Source organism: Allofournierella sp. CML151 (genome assembly GCF_027853465.1).
GTDB lineage: Bacteria > Bacillota > Clostridia > Oscillospirales > Ruminococcaceae > Allofournierella.
Genome location: NZ_JAPNNW010000002.1, coordinates 32177 through 57516 on the forward strand (window position 1 = coordinate 32177; position 25340 = coordinate 57516).

Annotated in this window: 24 protein-coding genes; 11 read left to right on the forward strand and 13 right to left on the reverse strand. The window is 59.3% G+C overall.

All coding sequences use genetic code 11. The features are described from left to right. Window positions 1-25 precede the first annotated feature (25 nt). Both PH256_RS01845 and PH256_RS01850 read right to left on the reverse strand, forming a co-directional pair. The gene (locus tag PH256_RS01845) at window positions 26-232 is read right to left on the reverse strand and encodes a hypothetical protein (protein WP_270912753.1); all 207 of its coding nucleotides are present in this window, start codon (window positions 230-232) and stop codon (window positions 26-28) included. A gap of 211 nt (window positions 233-443) precedes the next feature. Next, the gene (locus PH256_RS01850; protein WP_087185032.1) at window positions 444-764 is read right to left on the reverse strand and encodes a heavy metal-binding domain-containing protein; all 321 of its coding nucleotides are present in this window, start codon (window positions 762-764) and stop codon (window positions 444-446) included. 192 nt (window positions 765-956) lie between these two features. Here PH256_RS01850 and PH256_RS01855 point away from each other — a divergent pair, with 192 nt between their 5' ends. The 4 genes from PH256_RS01855 (at window position 957) to PH256_RS01870 (ending at window position 5973) form a co-directional block, all read left to right on the forward strand. Then, window positions 957-1967: an acyltransferase family protein gene (locus tag PH256_RS01855; RefSeq protein WP_270912754.1), complete on the forward strand. Its 1011-nt coding sequence runs from the start codon at window positions 957-959 to the stop codon at window positions 1965-1967. Between the two features lie 145 nt (window positions 1968-2112). After that, the gene (locus tag PH256_RS01860; RefSeq protein ID WP_270912755.1) at window positions 2113-3093 is read left to right on the forward strand and encodes a leucine-rich repeat protein; all 981 of its coding nucleotides are present in this window, start codon (window positions 2113-2115) and stop codon (window positions 3091-3093) included. Window positions 3094-3101: 8 nt separating this feature from the next. Then, window positions 3102-4436, forward strand: coding sequence for a vWA domain-containing protein (locus tag PH256_RS01865; protein WP_270912756.1), 1335 nt, complete (start codon window positions 3102-3104; stop codon window positions 4434-4436). Between the two features lie 4 nt (window positions 4437-4440). After that, entirely contained in the window at window positions 4441-5973 is a 1533-nt protein-coding gene (locus PH256_RS01870) for an ATP-binding protein (RefSeq protein ID WP_270912757.1), read from the forward strand. An 84-nt stretch (window positions 5974-6057) separates the two neighbouring features. Here PH256_RS01870 and PH256_RS01875 read toward each other — a convergent pair whose 3' ends face one another. Together PH256_RS01875 and PH256_RS01880 are read right to left on the reverse strand one after the other, a co-directional pair. Then, window positions 6058-7443, reverse strand: coding sequence for an MATE family efflux transporter (locus PH256_RS01875; RefSeq protein ID WP_270912758.1), 1386 nt, complete (start codon window positions 7441-7443; stop codon window positions 6058-6060). 6 nt (window positions 7444-7449) lie between these two features. After that, a complete protein-coding gene (locus tag PH256_RS01880; RefSeq protein ID WP_087185026.1) occupies window positions 7450-7905 on the reverse strand; it encodes a MarR family winged helix-turn-helix transcriptional regulator in 456 nt (151 codons plus the stop codon). A gap of 257 nt (window positions 7906-8162) precedes the next feature. Between PH256_RS01880 and PH256_RS01885 the strand changes: the two genes are divergently transcribed. From PH256_RS01885 to rlmD, 3 genes are read left to right on the forward strand one after another with little or no spacing between them, the layout of a single operon-like run. Then, window positions 8163-9497, forward strand: coding sequence for a sodium-dependent transporter (locus tag PH256_RS01885; protein WP_270912759.1), 1335 nt, complete (start codon window positions 8163-8165; stop codon window positions 9495-9497). Between the two features lie 30 nt (window positions 9498-9527). Next, a complete protein-coding gene (locus PH256_RS01890) occupies window positions 9528-10001 on the forward strand; it encodes an LURP-one-related/scramblase family protein (RefSeq protein ID WP_270912760.1) in 474 nt (157 codons plus the stop codon). A 5-nt stretch (window positions 10002-10006) separates the two neighbouring features. Beyond that, on the forward strand, window positions 10007-11158 hold the full coding sequence (rlmD, locus tag PH256_RS01895) for a 23S rRNA (uracil(1939)-C(5))-methyltransferase RlmD (RefSeq protein ID WP_270912761.1): 1152 nt from the start codon (window positions 10007-10009) through the stop codon (window positions 11156-11158). Between the two features lie 626 nt (window positions 11159-11784). On the opposite strand, the gene PH256_RS01900 is transcribed toward rlmD, so the two are convergent. Further along, window positions 11785-12153 (reverse strand): DUF2085 domain-containing protein, encoded by a 369-nt coding sequence (locus PH256_RS01900; RefSeq protein WP_270912762.1) that lies wholly within the window; start codon window positions 12151-12153, stop codon window positions 11785-11787. Beyond that, complete coding sequence (locus tag PH256_RS01905) at window positions 12150-12443, reverse strand: zinc ribbon domain-containing protein (RefSeq protein WP_270912763.1); 294 nt, start codon at window positions 12441-12443, stop codon at window positions 12150-12152. The genes PH256_RS01900 and PH256_RS01905 overlap by 4 nt, the downstream gene beginning before the upstream one ends. Before the next feature lie 375 nt (window positions 12444-12818). Here PH256_RS01905 and tsaA point away from each other — a divergent pair, with 375 nt between their 5' ends. The 3 genes from tsaA (at window position 12819) to PH256_RS01920 (ending at window position 15889) form a co-directional block, all read left to right on the forward strand. Beyond that, window positions 12819-13532: a tRNA (N6-threonylcarbamoyladenosine(37)-N6)-methyltransferase TrmO gene (gene tsaA / locus PH256_RS01910; protein WP_270912764.1), complete on the forward strand. Its 714-nt coding sequence runs from the start codon at window positions 12819-12821 to the stop codon at window positions 13530-13532. A 56-nt stretch (window positions 13533-13588) separates the two neighbouring features. Beyond that, on the forward strand, window positions 13589-14146 hold the full coding sequence (locus tag PH256_RS01915; RefSeq protein WP_270912765.1) for a DJ-1 family glyoxalase III: 558 nt from the start codon (window positions 13589-13591) through the stop codon (window positions 14144-14146). Window positions 14147-14290: 144 nt separating this feature from the next. Next, window positions 14291-15889, forward strand: coding sequence for a potassium/proton antiporter (locus PH256_RS01920; RefSeq protein WP_333766210.1), 1599 nt, complete (start codon window positions 14291-14293; stop codon window positions 15887-15889). A gap of 87 nt (window positions 15890-15976) precedes the next feature. Here the strand turns inward: PH256_RS01920 and PH256_RS01925 are convergent, their stop codons facing one another. From PH256_RS01925 to PH256_RS01945, 5 genes are all read right to left on the reverse strand, one after another. Beyond that, entirely contained in the window at window positions 15977-17449 is a 1473-nt protein-coding gene (locus tag PH256_RS01925) for an ABC transporter permease (RefSeq protein ID WP_270912767.1), read from the reverse strand. Further along, window positions 17436-18911 (reverse strand): COG1361 S-layer family protein, encoded by a 1476-nt coding sequence (locus tag PH256_RS01930; RefSeq protein ID WP_270912768.1) that lies wholly within the window; start codon window positions 18909-18911, stop codon window positions 17436-17438. The genes PH256_RS01925 and PH256_RS01930 overlap by 14 nt, the downstream gene beginning before the upstream one ends. 13 nt (window positions 18912-18924) lie before the next feature. Next, on the reverse strand, window positions 18925-19719 hold the full coding sequence (locus tag PH256_RS01935) for an ABC transporter ATP-binding protein (RefSeq protein ID WP_270912769.1): 795 nt from the start codon (window positions 19717-19719) through the stop codon (window positions 18925-18927). A 38-nt stretch (window positions 19720-19757) separates the two neighbouring features. Beyond that, window positions 19758-20552, reverse strand: a complete 795-nt coding sequence (locus PH256_RS01940) for a YdcF family protein (protein ID WP_270912770.1) — start codon at window positions 20550-20552, stop codon at window positions 19758-19760. 160 nt (window positions 20553-20712) lie between these two features. Beyond that, a complete protein-coding gene (locus PH256_RS01945; protein ID WP_270912771.1) occupies window positions 20713-21888 on the reverse strand; it encodes a phosphopentomutase in 1176 nt (391 codons plus the stop codon). Window positions 21889-22184: 296 nt separating this feature from the next. On the opposite strand from PH256_RS01945, the gene pyk reads away from it, so the two are divergent. Then, entirely contained in the window at window positions 22185-23927 is a 1743-nt protein-coding gene (gene pyk, locus PH256_RS01950; protein ID WP_087183361.1) for a pyruvate kinase, read from the forward strand. Window positions 23928-24068: 141 nt separating this feature from the next. Here the strand turns inward: pyk and PH256_RS01955 are convergent, their stop codons facing one another. Together PH256_RS01955 and PH256_RS01960 are read right to left on the reverse strand one after the other, a co-directional pair. Then, entirely contained in the window at window positions 24069-24311 is a 243-nt protein-coding gene (locus tag PH256_RS01955; RefSeq protein WP_270912772.1) for a DUF3006 domain-containing protein, read from the reverse strand. A 15-nt stretch (window positions 24312-24326) separates the two neighbouring features. Beyond that, the gene (locus PH256_RS01960) at window positions 24327-25337 is read right to left on the reverse strand and encodes a ComEC/Rec2 family competence protein (protein WP_270912773.1); all 1011 of its coding nucleotides are present in this window, start codon (window positions 25335-25337) and stop codon (window positions 24327-24329) included. Between the last annotated feature and the right edge of the window lie 3 nt (window positions 25338-25340).

A 25340-nucleotide genomic window follows, 5' to 3' on the forward strand; every position in this document is an offset into this window, starting at 1 on the left:
TCTATATAAACCGCCGCCCGCCTGCTCATTCGGACCGGCAGCGGATTGTTTTTTGTCTGCCCTTTTGTCGGGACAGCACCGCACAATTCACGCCTGTCGGCTCAGGCGGCGTATCACGCCAAAATTTTCCGTGCTGTTTTCCAAAAATGCTCGCCAATCCACCAAGGATTGCCTGCGCTTTTTGGTTCATATCACAAAAAATTTTCCGGCGCGCTCCACCACCTGGAATCATGCGGTGTTGCCCCAGGTTGAGAGCAGTGAACCTTACGCTTTGTATTGTACCGGCCAATTTTTAACTGACGCCGAATAAACCGTGTGACGGCTGTGAAAGATCGGTTCACTTTATGAAGATGCTGTGATATTGTGTTTTTACGGCGTACAAAAGGGCCCGCTCCGGGAAAATCCCCCAGGGTGGGCCCTCTTTCTATGTTCTTTTATGCGGGTCAGTCCAGTACCACCGCAGTGCCGGATACATTCACCATCAGCATGCCATTGTTGCTGCCCAGCACTTCATAATCCACACGCACGCCGACCACCGCATTTGCGCCCAGATGGGCCGCGCGGGTGCCCATCTCTTCCAAGGCCTGAATGCGAGCGTTTTTCAGTTCCTCTTCGTACCCGGAGCTGCGCCCACCGAAGATGTTCCGCAGCCCGGCGCCGATATCCTGGAAGATATCCACACCGGAGATGACCTCGCCGAACACGATGCCTTTGTATTCCCGAATGGAATGCCCTTCTACCGAAGGGGTAGTGGTGATAATCATCAACAACATCTCCTTTTTCTGGCACGGGCCAACGCCCGTTTTTTCCCATTGTAGCATCCACCCTTTCAAAAGGCAACGGCAGCAGCAAAAAGCGCTTTGCATTGCAGGGCAGAATGTGCTACAATCGAATGCGGTTTCGCCCGGACCCGGTGTGGACCACATGATAACTTACCATCAAAGAAGGCGTTTTTCATGGAAACTTCCCGGCGGGACGCCCGGTTTGACAATTTAAAGGGCATCCTGATCTTTCTGGTGGTGTTCGGCCACCTGCTGGAGCTGGTGGGCGGCCCTGCCGCCGCCTGGCTGTACCGGCTGATCTATTCCTTCCACATGCCTGCATTCGTGTTCTGCTCCGGCTGGTTTGCCCGGTTCGACGCGGCGCGCTTTTTCCGGCGGCTGCTTTACCCCTACCTTTTGTATCAGACGCTGTACCTTCTGTTTGACCGTCTGGTGCTGCACGGCAAGGCCCCACTGCAATACACCACCCCCTACTGGCTGCTGTGGTACCTGTTCTCGATGATGCTCTGGACCCTGCTTTTGCCCCTGATCGACGGGGCAAAAAGCCCGAAGGCCGCCCTGCTGGCCTGCCTGGCCGCTGCGCTGGCCTCCGGCTTTGACCCTACCATCGGCTACAACATGAGCCTTTCCCGCACGTTGGTGCTGCTGCCCTTCTTTGCCGCCGGGCATCTGGCCGCGGGCGGCGGGCTGCGCGGCCTGTTGCCCCAGCTTCCCCGGCGAGGGCTGATTGCCGTTCTCTCCGGCTGGATCGCCCTTTCCGGCACACTGCTCTGGCTGCGGCGCAGCGCGGTGCGCAGCGTGTGGTTCTACGCCAGCCGCTCCTATGAAGGCGCGCACTATGATCCGGAGCTGCGCGCTCTGCTGCTGGCCACCAGCGCCGCCTGGATCGCCCTGCTTTTGCTCATCATACCCAAACACCCTCTGCCTTTTGCGGCAGCTCTGGGGCAGTACACTTTGCCGGTGTTCCTTTTGCACGGCTTTTTTGTGCGCAGCCTGCGGCTGCTGCGTCCCGACCTGCCGCCGCTGGCAGGCATCGGACTGGCTGCTCTGGTGGCACTGATGCTCTGCGCTGTACTGGGCAACCGATTCACCGCCGCCCTGCTGCAGCCCACCTTCTGCGCGCCGCGTCTGAACCGCCCTGTGCCGAATCTGCAAAAAAGCCGGACAGGCCATCCTGCCCACTGAATATCTCTCCCTCGCATCCGCCGGATGCGGGGCTTTTTTGCGCCCGAAAGCCGTTGTCTTTCTCCACCAATGTGGTATAATATAACCAGTCATTTCCCGGGCAGTTTGCCCGGGAACATTCCGCAAGCAAAGGAGTCACAAGCCCATGCGTTCCCTTCCCGCCGACTGCGACGCGCTGCTCACCTGCATCCAGGAGGAAAACGGCATTGCCCTGCTGCGCTGCCAGACCAGTGCTCCCCAGTTGCTTTTGCCCGACGAGCTGGACGGCCTGCCCATTATTCGCCTGGGGGATTACGCCTTCAGTGCCCGGGAGCCCAGGCAGCTGCCTGAGGGCACGTTTCAGCTTCTGCTGACCAGTGGAGGCGGGCAAATCCCCGCCCACGACGCGGCAGCCCTTCGGTTGGTGCGCCTGCCCCAAAGAGCCCTTTCGCTGGGCAATTACGCCTTTTACGGCTGCACCGGACTGGAGGCGCTGGAAATTGGCGGCAGTCTGCAGAGCGTTGGCACCGACGCCTTTATGAACTGCTTTTCCCTGCGGCGGATGACCCTGGCTGCTCCGGCAGAGGAATGCCGCTGCCTGCGCAGCCTGCTGCAGGAATATTCCGGCGAACTGGAGCTGCGTTTTGCGCCCTCCACCGGGCCGGAGTGCCGCCTCTTCTTCCCCGCCTACGACGAGGACTATGAAGAGATGGCCGCGCCGCATATCTTCCATTACAACATCCGGGGCGTGGGGTACCTGTGCCGCCAGAGCTTTGACGGCCACCGATTCCGCTACGACCAGTACGACGCCTCGCTGGATCTTTTGCTGCGCACCCACGAGTTTTCGCTGGCGGCGCGCATGGCACTGGACCGGCTGCGCTTCCCGGTGCAGCTGAGCGAGGCCGCCCGCACAGCGTATCTGACTTGTCTTTCCGAGCATACGGCCCAGCTGCTGGAGCTGGTTCTGGCCGAGGCAAGCACCGCTCCCTTGGCCTTTGTGCTGGGGCTGGACCTGCTGGACCGGCAGGCGCTGGCCGAGGGCTGCGAGCTGGCCCGCGCCGCCCGCCGCACCGAGGCTTTGGGCCTGTTGCTGGAATACCAGAACCGGCGCTTCGGCGCGCCCCGGGCCCGATCCTTTGACCTGTGAGGCACCCTATGATGCAACAAGAACAACGACACGATCCCTGGCCGGAGCTGGGGCAAAAAATTCTGACCGCTGCCCGCAGCGAGCTATATCTGAACCTGCCCTTTCTGGATGCGGCGCTGTGCAGCCTGCCGCTGAGCACCCGCGAACCCACCCAGAGCCTTGCCACCGACGGCACCACACTTTATTACAATGGAGCCTGGCTGGCCCAGCGGTATGAGCGGGCCCGCAGTCTGGTCTGCCGGGCCTACCTGCACAGTCTTCTGCACTGCATGCTGCGCCACCCGCCCAAAAAGGCCGGGCGGGACGGCGAACTGTGGGACCTGGCCTGCGACATCGCGGTGGAGTCCATTCTGGATGCTCTCCCCCAGCGCTGCCTGGTTCCTGCCGTACCCCGACCCCGCCGGGCCCACTGGTACGGCCTTCTGCAGGCGGAGATGAAGGTGATCACCGCCGAGGCCGTCTACCGGTACTTCCGCCGCCATCCGCTGGATGAGATGGACAAGGCCACCCTGGCGCGGGAATTTCTGGAGGACGATCACCGGCTGTGGGAGCGGGCCCAGAACGATGAGCAGGAGCAAAACGCCTCCAGCCAGTGGCAGAACATCGCCGAGCGCATCCAGACCCAGCTGGAAACCATGTACACCGAGGCGGGTGCAGGCGGCGATGCGGTACTGGAACGGCTGCGGGTGGAAAATCGCCCCACCGCCAACTATAAGGCCTTCCTGCACCGGTTCGCGGTGCTGGGCGAGGAGATGAGCGTGGACGTGGATTCCTTCGACTACGGCTACTACACCTACGGCCTGCGCCGCTACGGCAACATGCCGCTGATCGAGCCGCTGGAGACCCGTGAGGCCCGGCGCATCGAGGACCTGGTCATCGCCATCGATACCTCCATGTCCACCTCCGGCGCGCTGGTGCGCAGCTTTCTTTCCTATACTTACGCCATTTTAAAGAACACCGAGAGCTTTTTCCGCCGCTTTCAACTGCGCATCCTGCAATGCGACGACCAGCTGCGGGCGGACAAAACCATCACCAGCGCTGAAGAACTGGCGGATTACATGGAGCATTTTGAACTGATCGGTCAGAGTGCCACCGACTTTCGCCCGGTGTTTGAGCATGTGAATAAGCTGCGGGAGGAGGGCGCTTTTCGCCACCTGAAGGGAATTTTGTATTTCACCGATGGTCTGGGCGTTTATCCCGCCAAACGCCCGCCTTACGACGCGGTGTTTGTGATGCTGGCGGGCCAGGGCAACCCGGAACGGGTGCCGCCCTGGGGCATCCGCCTGCTGATCGACGAGGACGAACTGATTGAGTCCACACCCCAGCCCATACAAGGAGCATAACGTCATGAACATCAAACGAGCCAAACAAGAGATCATCAACACCGTGCGCGCCTACCTGGCCAAGGACGAATTCGGCGCCTACCGCATTCCGGCCGTACGCCAGCGGCCCATTCTGCTGATGGGCCCTCCGGGCATCGGCAAGACCCAGATCATGGAGCAGATCGCCAATGAACTGGACATCGACCTGGTGGCCTACACCATCACCCACCACACCCGCCAGAGCGCACTGGGTCTGCCCTTCATCGAGCACCGCAGCTTCGGCGGCAGGGAATACGCCGTGACCGAATACACCATGAGCGAGATTCTGGCGGCGGTCTGGCAGGCCATGGAGCGCAGCGGCCGCAAGGAGGGTATTCTCTTCCTGGACGAGGTGAACTGCATCTCGGAGACGCTGGCCCCCATGATGCTGCAGTTTCTGCAATGCAAGACCTTTGGCAACCAGCGGCTGCCGGAGGGCTGGATCATTGCCGCCGCAGGCAACCCGCCGGAGTACAACAAGTCGGTGCGGGAGTTCGACGTGGTGACGCTGGACCGGGTCAAGCGCATTGACGTGAAGGAGGATTATGCCGCCTGGAAGGAATACGCCCTGCGCCGGGGCATCCACGGAGCCATCCTCTCCTATCTGGACATCCGCAAGGACCACTTCTACAAGGTGGAGGCCGGGCCGGAGGGCATGCAGTTCGTCACCGCCCGCGGCTGGGAGGATCTTTCCGAGATTCTGCGCACCTACGAGGCCCTGGGCCTTACCGCTGACCGGGAGGTGGTGGGGCAGTATCTGCAGATGCCCGCCATCGCCAAAGACTTTGCCAACTACCTGGAGCTGTATGCCAAGTACCGCCGGGTCTACCGGGTGGAGGAGATTCTGAACGGCAGCTGGGAGCCCCTGCGGGCCCGGGAGCTGGCCGCTGCCCCCTTTGACGAAAAGCTCAGCGTGCTGGGGCTGGTGCTCTCCCGCCTGAACGAGAGCGCCCGCGCCGCCTGGCAGCTGGACCAGCTGGCAGGCCTTTTGCACGAAAGTCTGCTGCGGGTGAAGGCCGCGCTGGGCCAGACTCCCGCTGCCCAGATCCTGACCGCCGAGCTGGCAGGGCTGGACCGGCAGATCGCCGCCAAAAAGGAAGCAGGCAGCGCCGACCGTCAGGGCATGCAGCTGCTGAATCAGGCAGCTCGCACCCTGGAGGGCTACCTGCACACGCTGGAGCTGGAGGCCCCCGCCGAGCCCTTCGACCGGCTGAAGGAGCTGTTTGCCGAAACGCTGGACCAGCGGGCCGCTGCCGCCGATGAGACCGGGAGCTATCTGGCCAATGCCTTTGCTTTTCTCGATGAGAGCCTGCCCGGCAGCCAGGAGCTGGTGATCTTCGCCACCGAGCTGACCGCAGGCTTCTACACCTCCTGGTACATTGAAACCTTTGGCTGCGAGGCCTACTTCGCCCACAACAAGGACCTGCTCTTCGCGGATACCGAGAACGCCCTGCTGGGCGAAATTGCCGCCGCCCGGGCCGCACAGAACGGCACGGCCGGCGAAGCGCTGGAACTGTAAAAACCAACCAAAAAGGCCACTGCCCTTCCTCTTTTCCGGAGGAAAGGCAGCGGCCTTTTTCTGATGCAGAAACCGGGAATTGCATTACGCCGCCTGCTGCTCCAGCTTGCGGATGTGGTTCATCTCCCGGCGAATCAAGATGGTGGTGGTCACAAAAGCAACGCCGTCTGCGATGGGCCCCGCAAACAAAATGCCGTCGATGCCCATGAACAGGGGCAGGAGCAGCAGCAGCGGTACCAGGAAGAACACCTGACGGGTCAGCGACAGAATCACGCCCTTGATGGGCTTACCGATGGCCGCAAAGAAGTTGGAGGAGATCAGCTGCACACCGTTTACCAGTACCATGAACAGGAAGATGCGCATAAAGCGTACCGCAAACTCAAAGTACAGCACGTCACCGGTACCGAAGATGGAGATGATCTGCCGCGGGAATACCTGGAACAGGATAAATCCGATGGCAGACACCACCAGGTTGCAGCTGATGGCCAGCTTGTAAATGCCCCGCACCCGGGCGTACTGCTTCGCGCCGTAGTTGAAGCCAACAATGGGCTGAGACCCCTGCGAAATGCCGATGATGATGGACAGCAGAATTGCGTTGGTCTTGATTACGATGCCGCAGGCTGCCAGTGGGATGGAGCTGCCGTATTCCGACTGCGCACCGTAGAAGGTGAGCGAGTTGTTCAGCACGATCTGCACAAAGGTAATGGCCACCTGGTTCAGGCTGTTGCTCATCCCCAGGCTGGCGATCTGGGCCCACTCCCGCAGCCGGTAGCCGAAGTGATGGGGCTGCAGATGAATGTGGCGGAAGCACCGGGCATAGTTGATAGCCATCAGGAAGGAAAGCAGCTGGCCGATCACCGTAGCCCAGGCCGCGCCTGCCACGCCCATCTGGAACACGAAGATAAAGATGGGGTCCAGAATGGTGTTGGTGATGGCGCCCACCAGCATACAGGTCATGGAATATTTGGGGCTGCCGTCCGCCCGGGCCAGATTGCTCATGGCGTTGGTCACGATCAGCAGCGGCATACCAAGCGCAGTAATGCGGGTGTAGCTTTCTGCATAGGGCATAACCTCTGCGGTGGCGCCGAAGGCCCGCAGCAGCGGATGCAGGAACAGCTGGATGACCACCACATACACAATGCCCAGGGTGAACATCATGGTAATGGCGGTACCCACCGCCTTTTCCGCGTTTTCCTTATGCCCGGCCCCCAGCTCCAGTGAGAAGCGGGAGGCACTGCCGATGCCGATCAGCAGCGCAATGGACAAACAGATGGTGGTGAGCGGGTAGGCCACGTTGGTGGCCGCGTTGCCCAGATAACCCACGCCCTGACCAATGAAGATCTGGTCCACAATATTATAAAGCGAGCTCACCAGCATGGCGATCACGCTGGGGATCGCGTACCCCCGCAGCAGCTTGGGCAGCGGTTCATAGCCCAGGGGATTGGCCCCCTGTTCCGGTTTCAATGCCATATAAATTTAGTCCTCCTTTGCACTGTTCAGCTCTTCCAGCTCCAGCCGGTTCTGCTCCACCGCAGCTTCGCCCACCTTTTCCAGCAGGCGCATGAACTGGGCCCGCTCCTCCTCGGTGAGGCCGCCGGTAATGCGCCGATTCCAGTCCTCACAGATCTGACGCAGAGGCTGATAGGCCGCCTTCGCCTTCTCGGTGGGATACAAGCAGCAGGTGCGCTTGTCCTTTTCGTTGGGCCGCCGCTCCAGGTAACCCATCTTCTCCAGCGCTGCCACCGAACGGGTGATATTGCTGGGATTGATGTAGAACAGATTGTTGAACTGGTCCTGGGTGATGCCCGGCACCTCGCAGATGCGCAGCACATACATGTGCTGGCTGCTGTTCAGCCCAAAGGGGGCGAGCATCCGGTCCAGATGGATCTTGTTGTACCGGTCGGTGACCGAGATCCATTTGATGAGCTTCATGGCGCTTTTTCGCTCCTTTTATCTGATTTTCTCAAATAATATTATATGGCAAGTTCTTTGCGTGCGCAAGGATTTTATCCTTACTCTTGCGGATTCCGCTTCTTTGCCCGTTTTTTCCCCACGGAGATCGCATATTTTTCGTTATTTTTGCGCACATCGTTTTCACAAAACCCGCTGCCGCGCTGGATTCTGGCGCGGCGATATGATACAATAAAGCCCAGTATCCCCGGCCTTTCGGCCGGAAAGTGAGGTCAATCATGCGTCAAAACAACTCCCCCCGCCACAAGAACGGGGGCTTCAGTTCTTCCATCGGCTTTGTGATCGCCTGCGTGGGCTCTGCGGTAGGCCTGGGCAACATCTGGATGTTCCCCTATCGGGTGGGCCAGTATGGCGGCGCCGCCTTTCTGATTCCCTATCTGCTGTTCACCTTCCTGTTCGGCTGGGTAGGCCTTTCCGCTGAGTTCGGCGTGGGCCGTCTGGCCCGCACCGGCACCATCGGCGCTTACGAATACTGCTTCGGCTCCCGGGGCAAAAAAATGGTCGGCTCCGTTCTCAGCTGGATTCCCCTGCTGGGTTCGCTGGGCATCGCCATCGGCTATGCGGTCATTCTGGGCTGGGTGCTGCGCAGCCTGGCAGGCTCGGTCACCGGCACGCTGCTCAGCTCCGACCCGGAGACCTTCTTCCACCAGGCCACCGGCAGCTTCGGCAGCGTGGGCTGGCATGCCGCCATCGTGATTCTGGTCTCGGCAGTGATGCTGCTGGGCGTGGCCCACGGCATCGAAAAGGTGAGCAAGGTGCTCATGCCTTTGTTCTTCGTGCTCTTTCTGGCGCTGGCTGTTTGGGTGGCCTTCCTGCCCGGCGCGGCCGAGGGCTACCGTTTCCTGTTTGTACCCAAATGGGAGGCCCTTCTGAACGTGGACACCTGGGTCATGGCCATGGGCCAGGCCTTCTTCTCGCTGTCCATCACCGGGTCCGGTATGATCGTATATGGCGCATACCTGGGCAAGGAGGCCGATATTCCCCAGGCTTCTCTGCGCACCGCCTTCTTCGACACTCTGGCCGCTCTGCTCAGCGGCCTTGCCATCATGCCCGCCGTGTTTGCCTTCGGGGTAGATGTGACCCGCGGCCCCTCGCTTATGTTCATTGCTCTGCCCACCGTATTCCAGCGCATGCCGCTGGGCCGGGTGTTTGCAGTGTTCTTCTTCGTGTCGGTGGCCTTCGCCGGCATCACCTCGCTGATCAATATGTTTGAAGCTGTGATCGAAAGCTGGCAGAACCGCTTCAAGCTGGACCGCCGCATTGCGGTGGCCCTGTGCGGCGGCCTCACCTTCGGGGTCGGCGTTTTCCTGGAGGCCGAGCCTGTGGTGGGCAGCTGGCTGGACTTTGTGACCATCGTGATCGTGCCCATCGGCGCGGTGCTGGGTGCCATCTCCATCTATTACGTGCTGGGCTGGCCCCGCATCCGTCAGGAGCTTGAGACCGGCCGCGGCAAACCGCTGCCCGAGCTTTTCGGCCGGGTGGCAAAATATGTATATGTTCCGCTCACCGTGCTGGTGCTGCTGCTGGGCTTTGTATACGGCGGCATCGGCTGATGTAAACCAAGCGAAAGGGGACCGTCCATCATGAAACTGCTTTTCAAACAGCGTCTGTTCTCCTGGCTGGACAGCTACGATATTTACAATGAATACGGCGAGACCGCCTTCACTGTGGAGGGCAAACTGGCCTGGGGGCACAAGCTGGAAATTCTGGACCCTGCCGGCCGTCATCTGGGCACCGTAAAAGAGGAGGTGCTCACCTTCCTGCCCCGGTTCGCACTGTATCTGGGTGAGGAATACATCGGTCAGATCAAGAAAGAATTCACCTTCTTCAAGCCCAGCTTCACGCTGGACTGCCGGGACTGGCAGATAAGCGGCAACTGGCTGGAATGGGATTATCAGGTGACCGACGGCCAGGGCCGCACCGTTATGACCGCCAGCAAAGAGCTGTTCCACTGGACCGATACCTATGTAATGGACATTGCGCGGGACGAGGACTCCCTGCTCTGCTTGATGATTGTGCTGGCCATCGACGCGGCCAAGTGCTCCGGAGGGGATTGAACGCCATGAAAAACACCTGTTCCTGCCGAAAAAAAGGCTGCGGCGGCTGCCCACTGCTTGCCCTGCCCTACCCTGAGCAGCTGGCAAAGAAGCAGAAGGATGTGGAAAATCTGCTGGGTAAGTTCGGGCCGGTACAGCCCATTCTGGGCATGGAGGACCCCTGGCACTACCGGAACAAGGCAGTGTCCACCTTCTGCGCCGGGCCGGGCCGCAGCCTGCAGAGCGGCATCTACGCCCAGGGTACCCACCGGGTGATCCCGGTGGAGGAATGCCTGCTGCACACCCCCGCTCTGGATGAAGCCATCGCGGCGGTGCGTACGGCCGCGGCCGCCTGCCGTTACGAGCCCTTCAATGAAGACCGGCGCACCGGTCTGATCCGCCACGTGCTGGTGCGCCACAGCCGGGCCACCGGCCAGGTGCTTGTCTGCCTGGTGACCGCCCAGGCGGCGCTGCCCGGCTCCAAGGCCTTTGTGACAAAGCTGCGCCAGCTGTGCCCGTCGGTAAGCACCGTGGTGCAGAACATCAATCCCCGCCATTCCAGCGCGGTGCTGGGCAGCGCCGAAAAGCTGCTGTACGGCAAGGGGTACATCGAAGATACCCTGTGCGGGGTAAAGTTCCGGCTTTCCGCCGCCAGCTTTTACCAGGTAAACCCGGTGCAGACCGAGCGGCTGTATCAAACGGCCATCGAGGCCGCCGGACTGGACGGCAGCCAGACCGTGCTGGACGCCTACTGCGGCGTGGGTACCATCGGCCTTGCCAGTGCCGTCAAGGCAAAATCGGTTCTGGGTGTAGAGCTGAACCGCAGCGCGGTGAACTGCGCAATCCAGAACGCCAAGGCCAACGGCATCACCAACGCCCGCTTCCTTTGTGCGGACGCCACCAGCGCCATCCAGCGCATGGCCCAGCAGGGCGAGCGGATGGACGTGGTCTTCCTGGACCCGCCCCGCGCAGGCAGCACCCCGGAGTTTCTGCAGGCGGTCTGCCAGCTGGCTCCCGATCGGGTGGTGTACATCTCTTGCAACCCCGAGACTCAGCGCCGGGACCTGGAATATCTGACCGCCCGGAGCTGGAAGGCAAGCTTTATCCAACCGGTGGACCTGTTTCCCCACACGGAGCACGTCGAGACAATAGTGTTGCTACAAAGAGAAACCTTGTAGAAATCCTTAGATTTAGGCACTTTTCCCGTCATGTGGTTTTGACGCAGAGGGTGATAAATTCCGCAATAAGCGTATTGAGGACTATATCACGGTTTCGGTAGTTATTGATATGGAGTGTGGGAACACAAAAAACTAAATAGTTGACTGAAAAGGACATCGTGCAAGCGGTGTCCTTTTCTTTTAGGCGAAACCGCAGATTTTGAAACAGTCTGCGACTTTTTTATGCCCTTATGTTACGCAGTAGGGGCAGAAAAAGCCTTGATACAAGCGGCTTTGCGGGCGCGTTTCTCACGCGGTAAGGGCTTTATCCCTAAACCCTCAAAATTGCCGTCCTACTGCGTAACAAATGCAACTTCCTCATCGTGTCGTTAACATAGATCAACAAAACGGGCTCTCTTGCCCCAAAAGCTCATTTTTTTCGTTGAAAAGAACAAAGAATGATTTCCTGTTGATATGGGAAATCACTTCATCCGGCAGGGGCATCTTTTTCATTCATTTTTCCTTTTACAAAACGGCCAGTATCTCGGCGGTGCCTCTTCCCACCCGAATCCATACAAAAAGCCCGAATCCATTTGTGCCATGCCAGGCCAAACGGATTCGGGCTTTTTTATTTCAGATATTCTTTTTCAGGGGATGGACAATCCCATTCCCAGCTGCACGCCCCAGCGGAACGCAAACGCCGTGCTGGTGAAAAACAGGGACAGCAATCCGCAGCCAAACAGCAGGCCGGTAATGAACCGGCGGCCATTTGTGCTTTCATAACTGCTCAGCGCCTGAATGCCACCGTCCAGAACCATGGGGATCATGGAAACGGCCGCCCAGGCTACGCTCAGATGAAATACCGGGTAGCACAGTGCTGCAGCCAGAATTCCCACCAGCTCGCCGGTGCAGCGGGCACAAACCGGGAACCGCCGCCCATGATAATGAAACGACCGGTCATCCCGGCAATGGCAGCCGCAGAAACGAGGCAGCCAGACATAAAGCCAGGAAATCATCCCATCATAGCCATGCCCACACCGGCAGCAACCACGACCACATAGTAAATTACGATGCAGATCACACCAACCAGTGCGCCGATACCGGCCTTCTTCGCCGTATTGGGCTTCTGGTCCTTCCAGACCAGGAACAGAATCAAGCCAACCAGAGGAATGCAGCAGCCCAAAACGGCCCAACCGATGTTGCCGCTGTCCACCACAGCGGGCTTATCCTGCTGAGGCACGCCGCATGCCGGGCATACTACAGCCTTATCATCGATTTCTTTTCCGCAATTTTTACAATATGCCATAGCCAATTCCTCCTTTGTATCCACAGATCTTCGCCCGCGGACTTTGTTTGAGTAAAGCATACCATGTTTCGTCATAATGCGCAATAATTTTTTCACAATTTAATTATAAAATTAACAGTTTCGCTTCATTTTCTTGTTGTTCCACATCCTTTTCAGAAATCCAGATGTCCCAAATCTTCTCTTTTGCGGCGCTGGTGCCTCCAGCCTTTTTTGTGCTATAATAAGATAGTGCAGATGACAATAACTTCGCCTGTGCCCGCGACCTGACCCGCTATTATGAGGAAAAGATCTGGGCCAATCGATACGCCCAGGTACTGAACCCGGACGAGGTCTTATCTCAACTGAACGGCAACTGATCCCCTGAAAGGACCTTTTATGAGTGATACCATTCCCATGCGGATAATTGCCCGCATCCACAGTGATTTTACCAGCAAATTCGGCATTCCCCGCCAGAGCGGCCTGGTGGAAAGCCTGCAGGCCGTAATCGTGTTTGAGCCGGAATACCGGGACCCCAACGCCCTGCGCGGACTGGAGGATTTTTCCCACCTATGGCTCATCTGGCAATTCTCCCAAGCGGTGCGGCAGAACTGGTCACCCACGGTACGCCCGCCCCGGCTGGGCGGCAACACCCGGATGGGCGTATTCGCCACCCGCTCCCCCTTCCGCCCCAACGCCATCGGTCTTTCCTGCGTGAAGCTGGACCAGGTGGAGCTTCACCCGGAGCTGGGTCCGGTAATCCATGTGCTGGGTGCGGACCTGCTGGACGGCACCCCCATCTTCGACATCAAGCCCTATCTGCCCGCGGCGGACTGTCACCCCGAGGCACTGAGCGGCTTTGCCGGCCCGGTGCGGGATTATCACCTGGAGGTGGTCTTCCCTCAGCAATGGCTGGACCGGGTGCCCGAGGCCAAGCGCAGTGCCCTGCAGGGCGTGCTGGCGCAGGACCCCCGCCCCTCCTACCAGGATGACCCGGACCGGCTCTACGGCCTGACCTTTGCCGGGCTGGAAGTCAAATTTACCGTAAGCGGCGGCGTGCTTACCGTCTGCCGGGTCGCCCCGGCCAGGGACGGGCAGCCCACCGGCCGCTGACCATACAAAAAAACATCAGGCCCGGATTACGGGCCCGGGAAAGCGAGGTTTTAACGATGAAACGTGCCTGTGTATTTATGGCAAATGGAACCGAGGAATGTGAGGCTCTGCTCACGGTGGATATCCTTCGCCGTGCCGGGGTGGAGGTAGTTACCGCATCGGTGAACCCGAAGCCGGAGATTCTTTCCAGCCACAACGTGCGCATGGACACCGACGCAGTCGCGGCGGATATCCAGGCTGCCGATTTTGATCTGGTCATGCTGCCCGGCGGCATGCCCGGCACCCTCAACCTGAAGGAAAACGACTTTGTGAAGGCTGTCTGCCAGCAGGCAGCCGCTGCTGGCAAGCTGGTGGCCGCCATCTGCGCCGCTCCCAGCGCACTGGCCGCCTTCGGCCTGCTGGAGGGCAAAAAGGCCACTGCCTATCCCTCCTTCACCGACCAGCTGGCCGGTGCCACCGTGGTCAAGGAACCTGTGGTGGAGGACGGCGACATCATCACCGGCTGGGGGCTGGGCGCTTCCATTCCCTTCTCTCTGGCACTGGTGCGGCGGCTCTGCGGTGTAGACGCTGCCGAAACGGTACGTCAGGCCATTGGTTACCCCTACAGCTTCTAATCAAAATATACGGCTTTCTGCGCGGGCCAGTCACACGGCCCACGCTTTTTCTTCTCTGTGCCCGGTTTACTGTGGCTTTATCCGCCCGCCTGCGCATACAGTATTTTATAGCGCAGGCGCTATTCCTGCATCTGCAAAGGAGGTATGCCCTTGAACGGAATTCTTCTGCTGGTCGGCGTGGTGATCCTGGCCTGCATTCTGGCACATCACTTCACCGAAAAGCTGCCCATCCCCACCCTGCTGGTGTTCATCGGCCTGGGCATGCTGTTCGGAGAAAACGGATTGTTTCGTATCCGGTTCAATGACTATTCCCTGGCCGAGACCGTATGCTCGGTGTGTCTGATTTTTATCATGTACTACGGTGGCTTTGGCACCAACTGGAAGGCTGCCCGGCCGGTTGCGGCGCAATCGATGCTGCTCTCCACCCTGGGTGTACTGCTCACCGCCGGGCTCACCGGCTTGTTCATCCACCTGGTGCTGCGGCTTTCCTGGCTGGAGAGCCTGCTCATCGGTTCGGTGATCGCCTCCACCGACGCGGCCTCGGTATTCAACATTCTGCGTTCCCGCAGCCTGAACCTGAAGTTCAACACGGCCAGCCTGCTGGAGCTGGAATCCGGCTCCAACGACCCCATGTCCTATATGCTCACGGTGGTACTGGTGACCCTGATGACCGGCGGCGATATTTCGGTGCCGCTGGTTCTGGCCAAACAGCTGGTATTCGGCATTTTGTTCGGCGTGTGCATTGGTATTGCCGCTTCCTTTTTGCTGCGGCGTTCCCATGCCGCCATGGCTCAGGGCGATACCATCTTCGTGTTTGCCGCTGCCCTCATCGCTTATGCACTGCCCTCCATGCTGGGCGGCAACGGTTACCTGAGCGTGTATCTGTGCGGCATTCTGATGGGCAACGCGCCCATTGCCCAGAAGCGGGATCTGGTGCGCTTTTTTGACGCGGTCACCGGCATCACCCAGATGATGATCTTCTTTCTGCTGGGTCTTCTGGTCACCCCGGCCCAGCTGCCCCGGGTCTTTGTGCCTGCGCTGTGCATCCTGGCCTTTCTCACCCTGGTGGGGCGGCCGGTGGCAGTGGCGGCACTGCTGGCCCCCTTCCGGCCCAAAGCCGGGCAGATTGCGCTGGTCTCCTGGGCGGGTCTGCGCGGTGCAGCCTCCATCGTGTTCGCCATCTACGCGGTGCTGCACAACACACCGCTCACCTACGACCTGTTTGATCTGGTCTTCTGCATCGTACTGCTTTCCATGGGTATTCAGGGCACCCTGCTGCCCCACATGGCCCACCACGTTGCCATGATTGACGACAACGCGGACGTGCGGCGTACCTTCAACGACTACCAAGAGGAAAGCGACATCTGCTTCATCAAGCTCCATCTGGACGAAGGCCACCCCTGGGCGGGTAAGCTTCTGCGGGAGATCGTGACCCCGCCGGACTTTTTGGTCAGCCTGATCATCCGCCGGGGTGAGGGCGTTCTGGTGCCCAGCGGCTCCTCCCGGATGCTGGCGGGGGATCTTCTGGTCATTGCCGCCCGGGAATTTGAGAACCGGGCAAACCTGACTCTGCAGGAGGTAAGCATCGACGCCTCTCACAAGCTGTGCGGCAAGCAATTGCGGGACGCACCTCCTGCCCCCGGTACGCTTGTGGTAATGGTGCAGCGGGATGGCCAGACCATCATCCCCACCGGTGACACCGGCGTACAGGCGGGCGACACCCTGGTGGTGGCCCGCTATTGAGCCACATTTTCTCTCGGAACATAAAAAAGCTTCGGGGTGCATGGCACTCCGAAGCTTTTTGTTTTGTATTCTGCTCTTTTGGGAAAATCACTCGTGCCGGATGGCCTCCAGCGCGCTGATCTTGGTGGCACGGATGGCAGGCCACAGGCCGCTGAGCACACCCACCAGGGTGGAGAAGCCCAGACCCAGCAGCACCAGCCAGGGCGGAATCATGGAGATGGCAGCACTGCCGCCGTCCATACCGTAATAGTATCCGCCACCGAAGCTGCTCATCAGGCCGCTCAGGTCCACCGTGCCGCCGAACAGCGCTGCGATCATGGTCAGGTTGTTCAGGATTGCACTGGCTATATAGCTGAGTATCACGCCGATCACGCCGCCCAGCAGACCGATGGCACCGGCCTCCACCAGGAACATATTGCGGATCTTGCGCACCTCGCAGCCCAACACCTTCATCACACCGATTTCCTTGGTGCGCTCGTAGATGGACATCATCATGGTGTTGGCAATGTTCAGCGCCGCCACCAGCAGAGCCACGGCGGCAGTACCGCCCAGAATCATCTGGCTCTTGGCCACGCTGGCCTGCATCTCCTCACGGATCTGGGTCATGGAATAGGTCTCGTAGCCCAGGTCCTTGATTTTCTGCTCCACATCGCTCACGTTGTCCACGTCGTCCACCTTCACGTAGACGTTCTCGTAGCCATTGTCCTGCTGCTTGAGCTGCTGACCGTTGCTGGTGATCATATAGCTGCCGCCGCTGCTCTGCTTGTTGCCGGAAAGCTTCTGATACGCTTTGCTGAGCATCTGCATATCCGTCACACGCATGGCAATGCCGGAGTTGGTGAAATACTGCTTGGCGTCGTCCTGCTGGAACACGCCCATAACCACCAGCTGATAATCCTCGGTCTTTTCGTTGCCGTTGTTGTCGTAGGCTGTCAGGCGAAGGGTGAGCTTCTCTTTCTGGATATCAAAAAAGGGCTCCACCGGATTGCCCAGGGAATCTGTCTCGCCCCAGTAACGCTGGCGCTTACCGCTGTTGGGGCTCTTGCGGGTATCCTGAAATTCGTAGGCAAAATGTTCGCCGATCAGCACCGGGATCTTCTTTTTGCCCAGGTTGGTGTCGCTGGAGACAAAGCTGCCGCTGATCAGCTGGTAATCCATGGCCTGCAGGGCGTCCATATCCACGCCGTACATGTTCCAGGCATAGGCTTCGTAGCGGTCGTTCTTGCCCGCGTAAATCTGAGCGTTCAGGTTATTGTCCTGATACATGGGGGTCACCGCCACCACATGCTCGTAGCCGCGCAGCTGCTCCAGCATCTTGTCGTCCAGCACCGGCACTTCGCTGCTGGCCGCGCCCCACTGGTAGTTGTTGATGGTGATCTGGGTCAGATCGCCCCAGCTTTGCAGCATGGCTTCGTTCTGGGCATTGCTGGCAATGCCCAGGCTGATCATTACGATGATGGAAAAGGTGCCCACCACCACGCCGATTACCGTCAGTGCGGTGCGGCCTTTGCGGCGGCGAAGATTATCCGTGCTGAGACGCAGCAGATCAGATATCTTCATCTTCATCCTCCAACTGAGCCAGTTTCTTTGCTTTCTGCTTCTTCTTGACCACAACCACGACCACAACAACCACAGCCACAACGCCCACAACGATGAGCGCCCAGCCCCAGATGGGCATACCGGGATTGGTTTCGGTCATGGTGGGGTCCATCATGCCCGGGTCCATGGGGTCAATGCCCATATCCATCATGGGCTCTACGGTGCAGGAGAACTCCTTCTCCTGGGTTTTCACTTCGCCCTTGGCATCCTCATAGCTCAGGATGACCTTGCCGTTGATGGTGCCCTCGGCTGCAGCCATGACACTGAAATCCACCGAATTCTCGGTACCGGCAGCGATGTTGCCCAGGAACTGGCTCTGGCCGGGGTTGGCCAGGTTCTCGCCCTGGATCTCGGCGGAGAGGTTGTTGATGGCACTCTTGCCCTTGTTCACGAAGGTAACGGACAGATAGCCCTCTTCGCCCATCATGATGGTCTCGGGGGCCTCCATATTGGTGATGTCGAACCGCTCGGGCTGGGTCACCGGAATGGAGATGGGAGAGGTGGCAGCCTCGCCGTTCTTGCTGCTCAGGTTCACATTGATGCTGATGGCGCCCGGCTCAATGGTGGCATCGGTCATCATCTTATAGCTGATGGTCTTGGTGGTGTTGGGAGCCATCTCGCCCACATAAGTATTCATGCTGCCGCTGGCCAGGGAAACGCCCTTCAGCTCACCGAAGTTCAGGCCAACCATCACGTCCTGCAGGTTGGCATTGCCGCTGGTGGTGAAGAGGGTCAGCTCCAGGGTGAACTCCTTGCCGGCCTCCACACTGTTGCCGCCGAAGGAGAAATCCTTCACCAGGATCTTCGGGTAATCATATTCCGGCTTCTCGGTGGGAGCAGGAACCTCAGTGGGCGCAGGAGTAGGTTCGGGCGTAGGGTCAGGACTATCGTCGCACATTGAGAAGTTCTGGGTTAGAACTGTGATAGGACTTCCATTCTCATAGATCAGTTCAAAGGAAAAGTCCGTACCACCACCCACATATTCCACATCGGTAAAGGTGAATGTGTACTCATTCCCGCTTAAACTACCTTCTGCACTCTTCTGAGAAAATGCGGGTGTATTGATTCGAGCAGTAACTTTTTTATTTTCGCTGGATGCAGCCCCTTCATCTACTACCCATACCTTAATGGTAGCTTTCTCGCCCCGGCTATAATGATTTCCCGGGTAGCCCTCTACAGTATAGTTAGAAATATAGGCCGCCGGCTTCGGGGTGGGTTCCGGAGTGGGCGTAGGTTCCGATGTCGAGGATGACGAGGACCCCGATGTGCTCCCGCTTTCCGTCTGTGCGGCCACGCTGGTGCTCTGGGACGCGCTGGCCGGGGCAGTGCTCTCGCCCTCGGCAAATACGCCGAAGGCGCTGAATGCGCTCAGTGCCATGGCCATGGCCAGAACGGCGCTGATCCGTTTGATTCTCTGTTTCATGGTTTTCTTCTCCTCACTGTTTTTCGCTATTCATAGGCACCGTGGTGTTGGGTTCCGCCGGAGCCTCCTGTTCCATAATATCGCTGAACATTTCGGCCATGGCCGCCGCTTTGGCCTCGGCGTCCATTACCACGTCTCTCTCCACCTTGCCGTCCTTGATGGTGACCACCCGGTCCGCCACTGCCGCCAGGTCCCGCTCGTGAGTGACCATGACAAAGGTGATGTTGTTCTCCTTCGCCATGTTCAGCATCCGGTACAGCACCTGCTTGGTGGTCTGACTGTCCAGGTTGCCGGTGGGTTCGTCCGCAAAAATAACCTTGGGCTTGGCCACAAAGGCGCGGGCAATGCCCACCCGCTGCTGCTGGCCGCCGCTCATCTCGGTGGGTTTGTGGCCTGCCCGCTTGCCCAGGCCCATCTTTTTCAGCTCCTGGGTGGCGAGCTTGAGCCGCTCCTTGCGCCCCACACCCTTGAACATCAGCGGCAGGGCCACATTTTCCGCCGCCGTCAGATTTGGCAGCAGATTGTAGCTTTGGAAGATAAAGCCCAGATGCTCCTGACGGAATTTTGCCAGCTCGTTTTCGGTCATCTCGCTGATGTCGTGCTTACCGATGAACACATGTCCCTTGGTGGGCTTTTCCAGCCCTGCCAGCTGATTGAGCAGGGTGGATTTGCCGCTGCCGGAGGGGCCCACGATGCAGCAGACCTCTCCCGGCTCGATGGCCAGGTTCACATCGTTCAGCGCAATGACCTTTTCGTGGCCCACCCGGTAAACCTTACGCAGATGCTCCACACGGATAATTGGCGCCATGATTTCACCTCTTCATTATATCGGATTCCAGCCAACCGTCAGAAGATGCCCACGAACTGCAGCATCCAGCCGGTTCGGCTGCTTTTGAAGACCCAGTAATAAAGCACCGCGAATACCTCGCGGAAATAGCAGGGCATAATGGAATTGAGCCCGATGGACGCAGGCAGCGTGTCCACATCGGTAAAGCCAACCATGCGGGCATATTCCCCGCCCCGGTAGCAGTGGAAGGCATTGGTCACCACCACGATGGGCTCACTGGCCGCAATGCCCCGCTCCTCCATCAGGCGGCGGGCAAACAGCAGATTCTCCTCGGTGGAGGTGCTCTTATCCTCCACAATGATCTGTTCCTCGGGCACGCCCCGCTCGATCAGCCACCTGGCCATGGCCACTCCCTCCGGGATGGTCTCGCCCTGTCCCTGACCGCCGGTGACCACGATCACTGCGTCCGGGTTTTCTTCGTGGTACTCCAGCGCCTTTTCCAGCCGCCGGACCAGCAGCTTGCTGGGCACATCCTTGCGCAGCCCGGCGCCCAGCACGATCACCGCCTTTTCATCGCCCTGGGGCTGGTCGCTATAGCCGCTGAGAGCCACAAAAGCCAGCAGCGCACAGAACACGCCCACACCACAGAAAAAGCCGATGCGCAGCACCCGGCCCACACCGGCGGCGCAGAAGGCGTCGATCTGCCGGTGAAACAGCCCGTAGATCCACAGCCCGGCCGTGATGGCATACATGATGAGCATGCCGAAATTGAAATTGGAGCGCAGCGAGCGGACAATGCTGTCCAGCAAAAAATACACCGCCAGCACCCACACAACAACCATCTTGATATTCACAGAATTCGTTCCGTAGCCCTTCTTTTTTTGCTAACAAACAGGCCGCGGAGCAACGCTCCGCGGCCGCCATATAAAAGACGATATTGCGTGCGTTTATATTGCACTTTTTTCAAAAAAATTAAAAATGATTGAAAAAATCATGCTTTTCCGCACGTTTGGCTTATTGGAACATCCGCTCGCTCAGGTCCTGGCCCGCTAGCTCGGCCTCCACACCCAGATAAGAGCAGATGGTCTTGCCGATGGCCCCGAAGCCCAGCACGGTGCCCAGATTGTTGTTTTCCTTCACGCAGCTGCCCGCCGCCAGCATGGGAACATATTCCCGGGTGTGGTCGGTGGTTTTGGTGAAGCCGGGATCACAGCCGTGGTCCGCGGTGATAATGAGCAGATCGTCCGGGCGCAGCTTTTTGAGCATCTCGCCCAGGCCCTGGTCAAACTCGGTGGCTGCGGCGGCATAGCCGTCGATGTTGCGGCGGTGGCCGTAGACCATGTCAAAATCCACCAGGTTGATGAAGGCCAGGCCCTCAAAATCCCGGTCGGCCAGATCCAGCATCACCTTGATGCCCTCGGTATTTCCGGATGTGCGGATGGTCTCGGTGACGCCTTCGCCGTCGAAGATGTCGTAGATCTTGCCCACGCCGATCACAGCCTTGCCCGCGGCGCTGAGCGCGTCCAGCATGGTCTTCTTGGGGGGCTTGAGGGAATAGTCATGGCGGCGGGGGGTGCGCTGGAAGTCTGCCGCGCAGGTGCCCACGAAGGGCCGGGCAATCACGCGGCCCACGCCGTGCTCGCCCTTGAGCATATCCCGGGCGATCTGGCAGTACTCATACAGCTGAGCCACCGGCACAATCTCCTCGTGCGCGGCCACCTGGAACACGCTGTCGGCCGAGGTATACACAATCAGCGCGCCGGTGCGCATATGCTCCTCGCCGTAGTCCTTGAGCACCTCGGTGCCGGAGTAGGTGGCGTTGCAGATCACCTTGCGGCCGGTACGCTTTTCAAACTCCTCGATGACTTCCGCAGGAAAGCCGTTGGGATAGGTGGGCAGAGCACGCTCGCTCTCCACACCCGCAATCTCCCAGTGGCCGATGGTGGTGTCCTTGCCGTTGCTGGCCTCCTGCAGGCGGGCACAGGTGCCCAGCACCTGTGCCGCGGGCTCACCGCAGGTCACGCCGTCCAGATTGAACAAGCCCATCTTCTTCATATTAGGGGTATCGAACGCCTTGCTGGCGGCGATGGACGCCAGGGTGTTGGCGCCCACATCACCAAATTTATCCGCATCCGGCTCGGCGCCTACGCCGAAGCTGTCCAGTACTACTAAAAACACTCGTTTTGCCATATTGTTTCTGCCTCCTTTTCGTTGGCTGTAGGGTGTTGTTTCATTATATCGTATTTGCCTTAAAAAGTTAAGTATATCCCATCAGCTTTGTTGAAAAAATGCAATAAAATATTCTGTTAAATTTTTATTTAATTGGTACGATTGCATATACTTTTCCGAAAGCTTGCCCGTACCCCTTTCACGAAATGTTTTTTTATTATATAATAGGGGCGGCGAGCGAAACAGCGACCCCGTCTCCGCTTCGGAGACGTTGTGGATAGATATTTGAGAAGAGAGTATTTAGGAGGATTTTACGAATGCGTAAGACGAAAATCATCTGCACCTTAGGCCCCTCTACCGACAAAGAGGGCGTAATGCGCGAATTGATCCTGGCCGGCATGAACATTGCCCGTTTCAACTTTTCCCACGGCGACTACGAGGAGCACAAGGGCCGTCTGGACAAGTTGAAGGCTCTGCGTGAGGAGCTGGGCCGCCCCGTGGCTGCTCTGCTGGACACCAAGGGCCCCGAGATCCGTCTGAAGCAGTTCGCCGGCGGCAAGACCAAGCTGGAAGCCGGCCAGAAGTTCACCCTGACCACCCGTGACGTGGAGGGCAACAAGGACATCTGCTCCATCACCTATCAGGATCTGCCCAGCGACGTTTCCGTTGGCAGCACCGTGCTGCTGGCCGACGGCCTGATCAGCATGACCGTTACCGCTGTGACCAACACCGACATCGAGTGCCTGGTGAACAACAGCGGCCCCATCAGCAACAACAAGGGCGTTAACGTGCCCGGCGTTTCCCTGTCCATGCCCTACCTGAGCCAGAAGGACAAGGAGGACATCCTGTTCGGTATCGAGAACGGCTACGACTTCATCGCCGCCAGCTTCACCCGCAGCGCGCAGGACATCCAGGATATCCGCCGCCTGCTGAACGAGCACAAGTCCAACATCCGCATCATCGCCAAGATCGAGAACCGCGAGGGTATCGACAACATCGACGAGATCCTGGCTGCTGCCGACGGCGTCATGGTTGCCCGCGGCGACATGGGCGTTGAGATCGACTTCACCGAGATCCCCATGATCCAGAAGGACATCATCTACCACAGCTTCTCCGCCGGCAAGCCCGTTATCACCGCTACCCAGATGCTGGAGAGCATGCAGGAGAATCCCCGTCCCACCCGTGCCGAGATCACCGACGTTGCCAACGCCATCTACGACGGCACCAGCGCCATCATGCTGAGCGGTGAGACCGCTGCCGGTAAGTACCCCGTGGAGGCCGTTCGCACCATGGCCGCCATCGCCGAGCGCACCGAGAGCGACTCCAGCTACATCGAGCATATGCGCAAGAGCCCCCTGGATACCCGCCTGAGCATTGCTGCTGCTACCGCTCATGCCGCCTGCACCACCGCAGCCGACATCAAGGCTACCGCTATCATCACCGTTTCCAAGAGCGGTGAGACTGCCCGCCTGCTGAGCAAGGGCCGTCCCGAGACCCCCATCATCGCCTGCGTGCTGGACGAGCAGACCCAGCGTCACCTGGCTCTGAGCTGGGGCGTGCATCCCATCCTGATGCCCTACGCCAACAGCACCGACGAGCTGGTTGAGCTGTCTGTTAAGACCTCTGTGGAGCACGGCCTGCTGCAGAGCGGCGACCTGGTGGTTGTGACCGCCGGTGTTCCCGTGGGTGTTTCCGGTACCACCAACATGATCAAGGTCCACATGGTCGGCGAGTTCCTGGCCAGCGGCGTGGGCATCGGCAACCAGAACGCCAAGGGCGCCCTGTGCATCTGCCGCAACACCGAAGAGGTTGCCAGCAAGTGCAAGCCCGGCTGCGTGCTGGTGGTTCCCTACACCAACAACGACATGCTGCCCTACATGCGTGAGGCCAATGCCGTGATCGTTGAGGAGGCTGGCATGAACAGCCACGCCGCCATCGCCGGTCTGGCTCTGGGCAAGGCTGTGATCGTTGGTGTTGCCAACGCCACCCGTCTGCTGAAGGACGAGACCATGGTTTCTGTGGACTGCGTACGCGGCACCATCCAGACCATGCCTGTCTGATTCTTCTGAATCGCTTTTTCACTCCCCTGTGCATCCCGCACAGGGGAGTTTTTGTTTCAGGCCCATTTATCTGCACACAAAAAGCGGCGGCGCACACGGAAAAGCTTTCCGTATGCGCCGCCGCTTTCTTTTTTATTGGATTCAGGGATTTCCCCGGTTTTTCAGCCGGGCCAGCCGCCTTGCCATCTTTTCCCGCCGGGCGGCGGTGGCCGCCTGGTCCACCTGCCAGCCCTGCCCGCTCCGAGTGAGCACATCGCCCTCCCGGGCCTCTGCGGGCAGCTCGCTGCGGTTTGCCCGCTGCCAGTGGGTAAGGTCCGCCTCGTCGGTGACCTCGATCACCGCCGTGTCCCCTTCCCACCGGTCCAGGATACAAAGCTCCTGCATCGCTCTTCTCCTTTCTCAGGCTGCGCTGTCTGCCTGCTGGCCACCGGAAGCCGTGTAGCACTGCAGTCCGTCCTCGGTGGCCGCAATGACCACACTGCCATCCTCATCGGTGCGCAGCACCTGGGCACCCACCAGAGCGTAGTACTGCAGCGCCTCCTGATGGGGATGGCCGTAGCTGTTGTCCTTTCCGCAGCTGACCACCACATACTGAGGCCGGATTGCCTGCAGGAAGGACAGGGTATTGGAGGTGCTGGAGCCGTGATGAGCCGCCTTGAACACGTCTGCCTGGGGCAGCTCACAGTGGGCCAGTGCATCCTCTTCCACCTCGGTTTCGCCGTCGCCGGTGAGCATGACCCGCAGTCCCGGAGCCCGGAAGAAGAGCACCTGGGAGAGGTTGTTGTAATTGTCGGTCTCCACACCGTTTGCCAGCACTGAAAGGGTCGCTTCACCGATGGTGAACTCCTGCCCCGGCTCGGCCGTCACGGTGGGGATATTCTGCTGTTCAATGGTATCCATCACCCGCTCGAAGGTGCGGGTGGTGGGATAGGGTGCCTTGTCGAAGTCCGGCAGCAGAACCTGCTCCACCTGCACATGCTCCAGCACCGCCTGCATGCTGCCAATGTGATCCGCATGGGGATGGGTCATTACCAGAAGCTTCAGGCGGGTGATGCCCATTGCATCCAGGTAAGACAGCAGGGCTTCCTCACTGGAGGCCTCGCCCGCATCCACCAGGCAGTATTCCTGCCCACTCTGCAGCAGGGTGGCATCCGCCTGGCCCACATCGATGAAGTGCACCGCCTGGCCATCCGCCGGGACCTCCTCCAGCCCCTGAGGCATCGCATTCACCTGCAGCGCGTCGTAAAAATCGCGCCAGGTAAACCCGCCTTCACCACTCTGGCCTCCCAGCCCCAGCCGGAGGCCGATGACCAGGCAAAAGGCAGTGAGCAGAAAGACCAGCCCCTGCGAGGGCGTGATGCGAATGGGATATTTTTTGCGCCGTGTGCGCCGTTTCCGTCGTTTTGCCATGGC

What these genes read in the sequence shown, in the direction of transcription:
- PH256_RS01845 (WP_270912753.1), bottom strand. Translation starts at nt 232, where the DNA reads ATGATTCCAGGTGGTGGAGCGCGCCGGAAAATTTTTTGTGATATGAAC.
- PH256_RS01850 (WP_087185032.1), bottom strand. Translation starts at nt 764, where the DNA reads ATGATTATCACCACTACCCCTTCGGTAGAAGGGCATTCCATTCGGGAA.
- PH256_RS01855 (WP_270912754.1), top strand. Translation starts at nt 957, where the DNA reads ATGGAAACTTCCCGGCGGGACGCCCGGTTTGACAATTTAAAGGGCATC.
- PH256_RS01860 (WP_270912755.1), top strand. Translation starts at nt 2,113, where the DNA reads ATGCGTTCCCTTCCCGCCGACTGCGACGCGCTGCTCACCTGCATCCAG.
- PH256_RS01865 (WP_270912756.1), top strand. Translation starts at nt 3,102, where the DNA reads ATGATGCAACAAGAACAACGACACGATCCCTGGCCGGAGCTGGGGCAA.
- PH256_RS01870 (WP_270912757.1), top strand. Translation starts at nt 4,441, where the DNA reads ATGAACATCAAACGAGCCAAACAAGAGATCATCAACACCGTGCGCGCC.
- PH256_RS01875 (WP_270912758.1), bottom strand. Translation starts at nt 7,443, where the DNA reads ATGGCATTGAAACCGGAACAGGGGGCCAATCCCCTGGGCTATGAACCG.
- PH256_RS01880 (WP_087185026.1), bottom strand. Translation starts at nt 7,905, where the DNA reads ATGAAGCTCATCAAATGGATCTCGGTCACCGACCGGTACAACAAGATC.
- PH256_RS01885 (WP_270912759.1), top strand. Translation starts at nt 8,163, where the DNA reads ATGCGTCAAAACAACTCCCCCCGCCACAAGAACGGGGGCTTCAGTTCT.
- PH256_RS01890 (WP_270912760.1), top strand. Translation starts at nt 9,528, where the DNA reads ATGAAACTGCTTTTCAAACAGCGTCTGTTCTCCTGGCTGGACAGCTAC.
- rlmD (WP_270912761.1), top strand. Translation starts at nt 10,007, where the DNA reads ATGAAAAACACCTGTTCCTGCCGAAAAAAAGGCTGCGGCGGCTGCCCA.
- PH256_RS01900 (WP_270912762.1), bottom strand. Translation starts at nt 12,153, where the DNA reads ATGATTTCCTGGCTTTATGTCTGGCTGCCTCGTTTCTGCGGCTGCCAT.
- PH256_RS01905 (WP_270912763.1), bottom strand. Translation starts at nt 12,443, where the DNA reads ATGGCATATTGTAAAAATTGCGGAAAAGAAATCGATGATAAGGCTGTA.
- tsaA (WP_270912764.1), top strand. Translation starts at nt 12,819, where the DNA reads ATGAGTGATACCATTCCCATGCGGATAATTGCCCGCATCCACAGTGAT.
- PH256_RS01915 (WP_270912765.1), top strand. Translation starts at nt 13,589, where the DNA reads ATGAAACGTGCCTGTGTATTTATGGCAAATGGAACCGAGGAATGTGAG.
- PH256_RS01920 (WP_333766210.1), top strand. Translation starts at nt 14,291, where the DNA reads ATGCCCTTGAACGGAATTCTTCTGCTGGTCGGCGTGGTGATCCTGGCC.
- PH256_RS01925 (WP_270912767.1), bottom strand. Translation starts at nt 17,449, where the DNA reads ATGAAGATATCTGATCTGCTGCGTCTCAGCACGGATAATCTTCGCCGC.
- PH256_RS01930 (WP_270912768.1), bottom strand. Translation starts at nt 18,911, where the DNA reads ATGAAACAGAGAATCAAACGGATCAGCGCCGTTCTGGCCATGGCCATG.
- PH256_RS01935 (WP_270912769.1), bottom strand. Translation starts at nt 19,719, where the DNA reads ATGGCGCCAATTATCCGTGTGGAGCATCTGCGTAAGGTTTACCGGGTG.
- PH256_RS01945 (WP_270912771.1), bottom strand. Translation starts at nt 21,888, where the DNA reads ATGGCAAAACGAGTGTTTTTAGTAGTACTGGACAGCTTCGGCGTAGGC.
- pyk (WP_087183361.1), top strand. Translation starts at nt 22,185, where the DNA reads ATGCGTAAGACGAAAATCATCTGCACCTTAGGCCCCTCTACCGACAAA.
- PH256_RS01955 (WP_270912772.1), bottom strand. Translation starts at nt 24,311, where the DNA reads ATGCAGGAGCTTTGTATCCTGGACCGGTGGGAAGGGGACACGGCGGTG.
- PH256_RS01960 (WP_270912773.1), bottom strand. Translation starts at nt 25,337, where the DNA reads ATGGCAAAACGACGGAAACGGCGCACACGGCGCAAAAAATATCCCATT.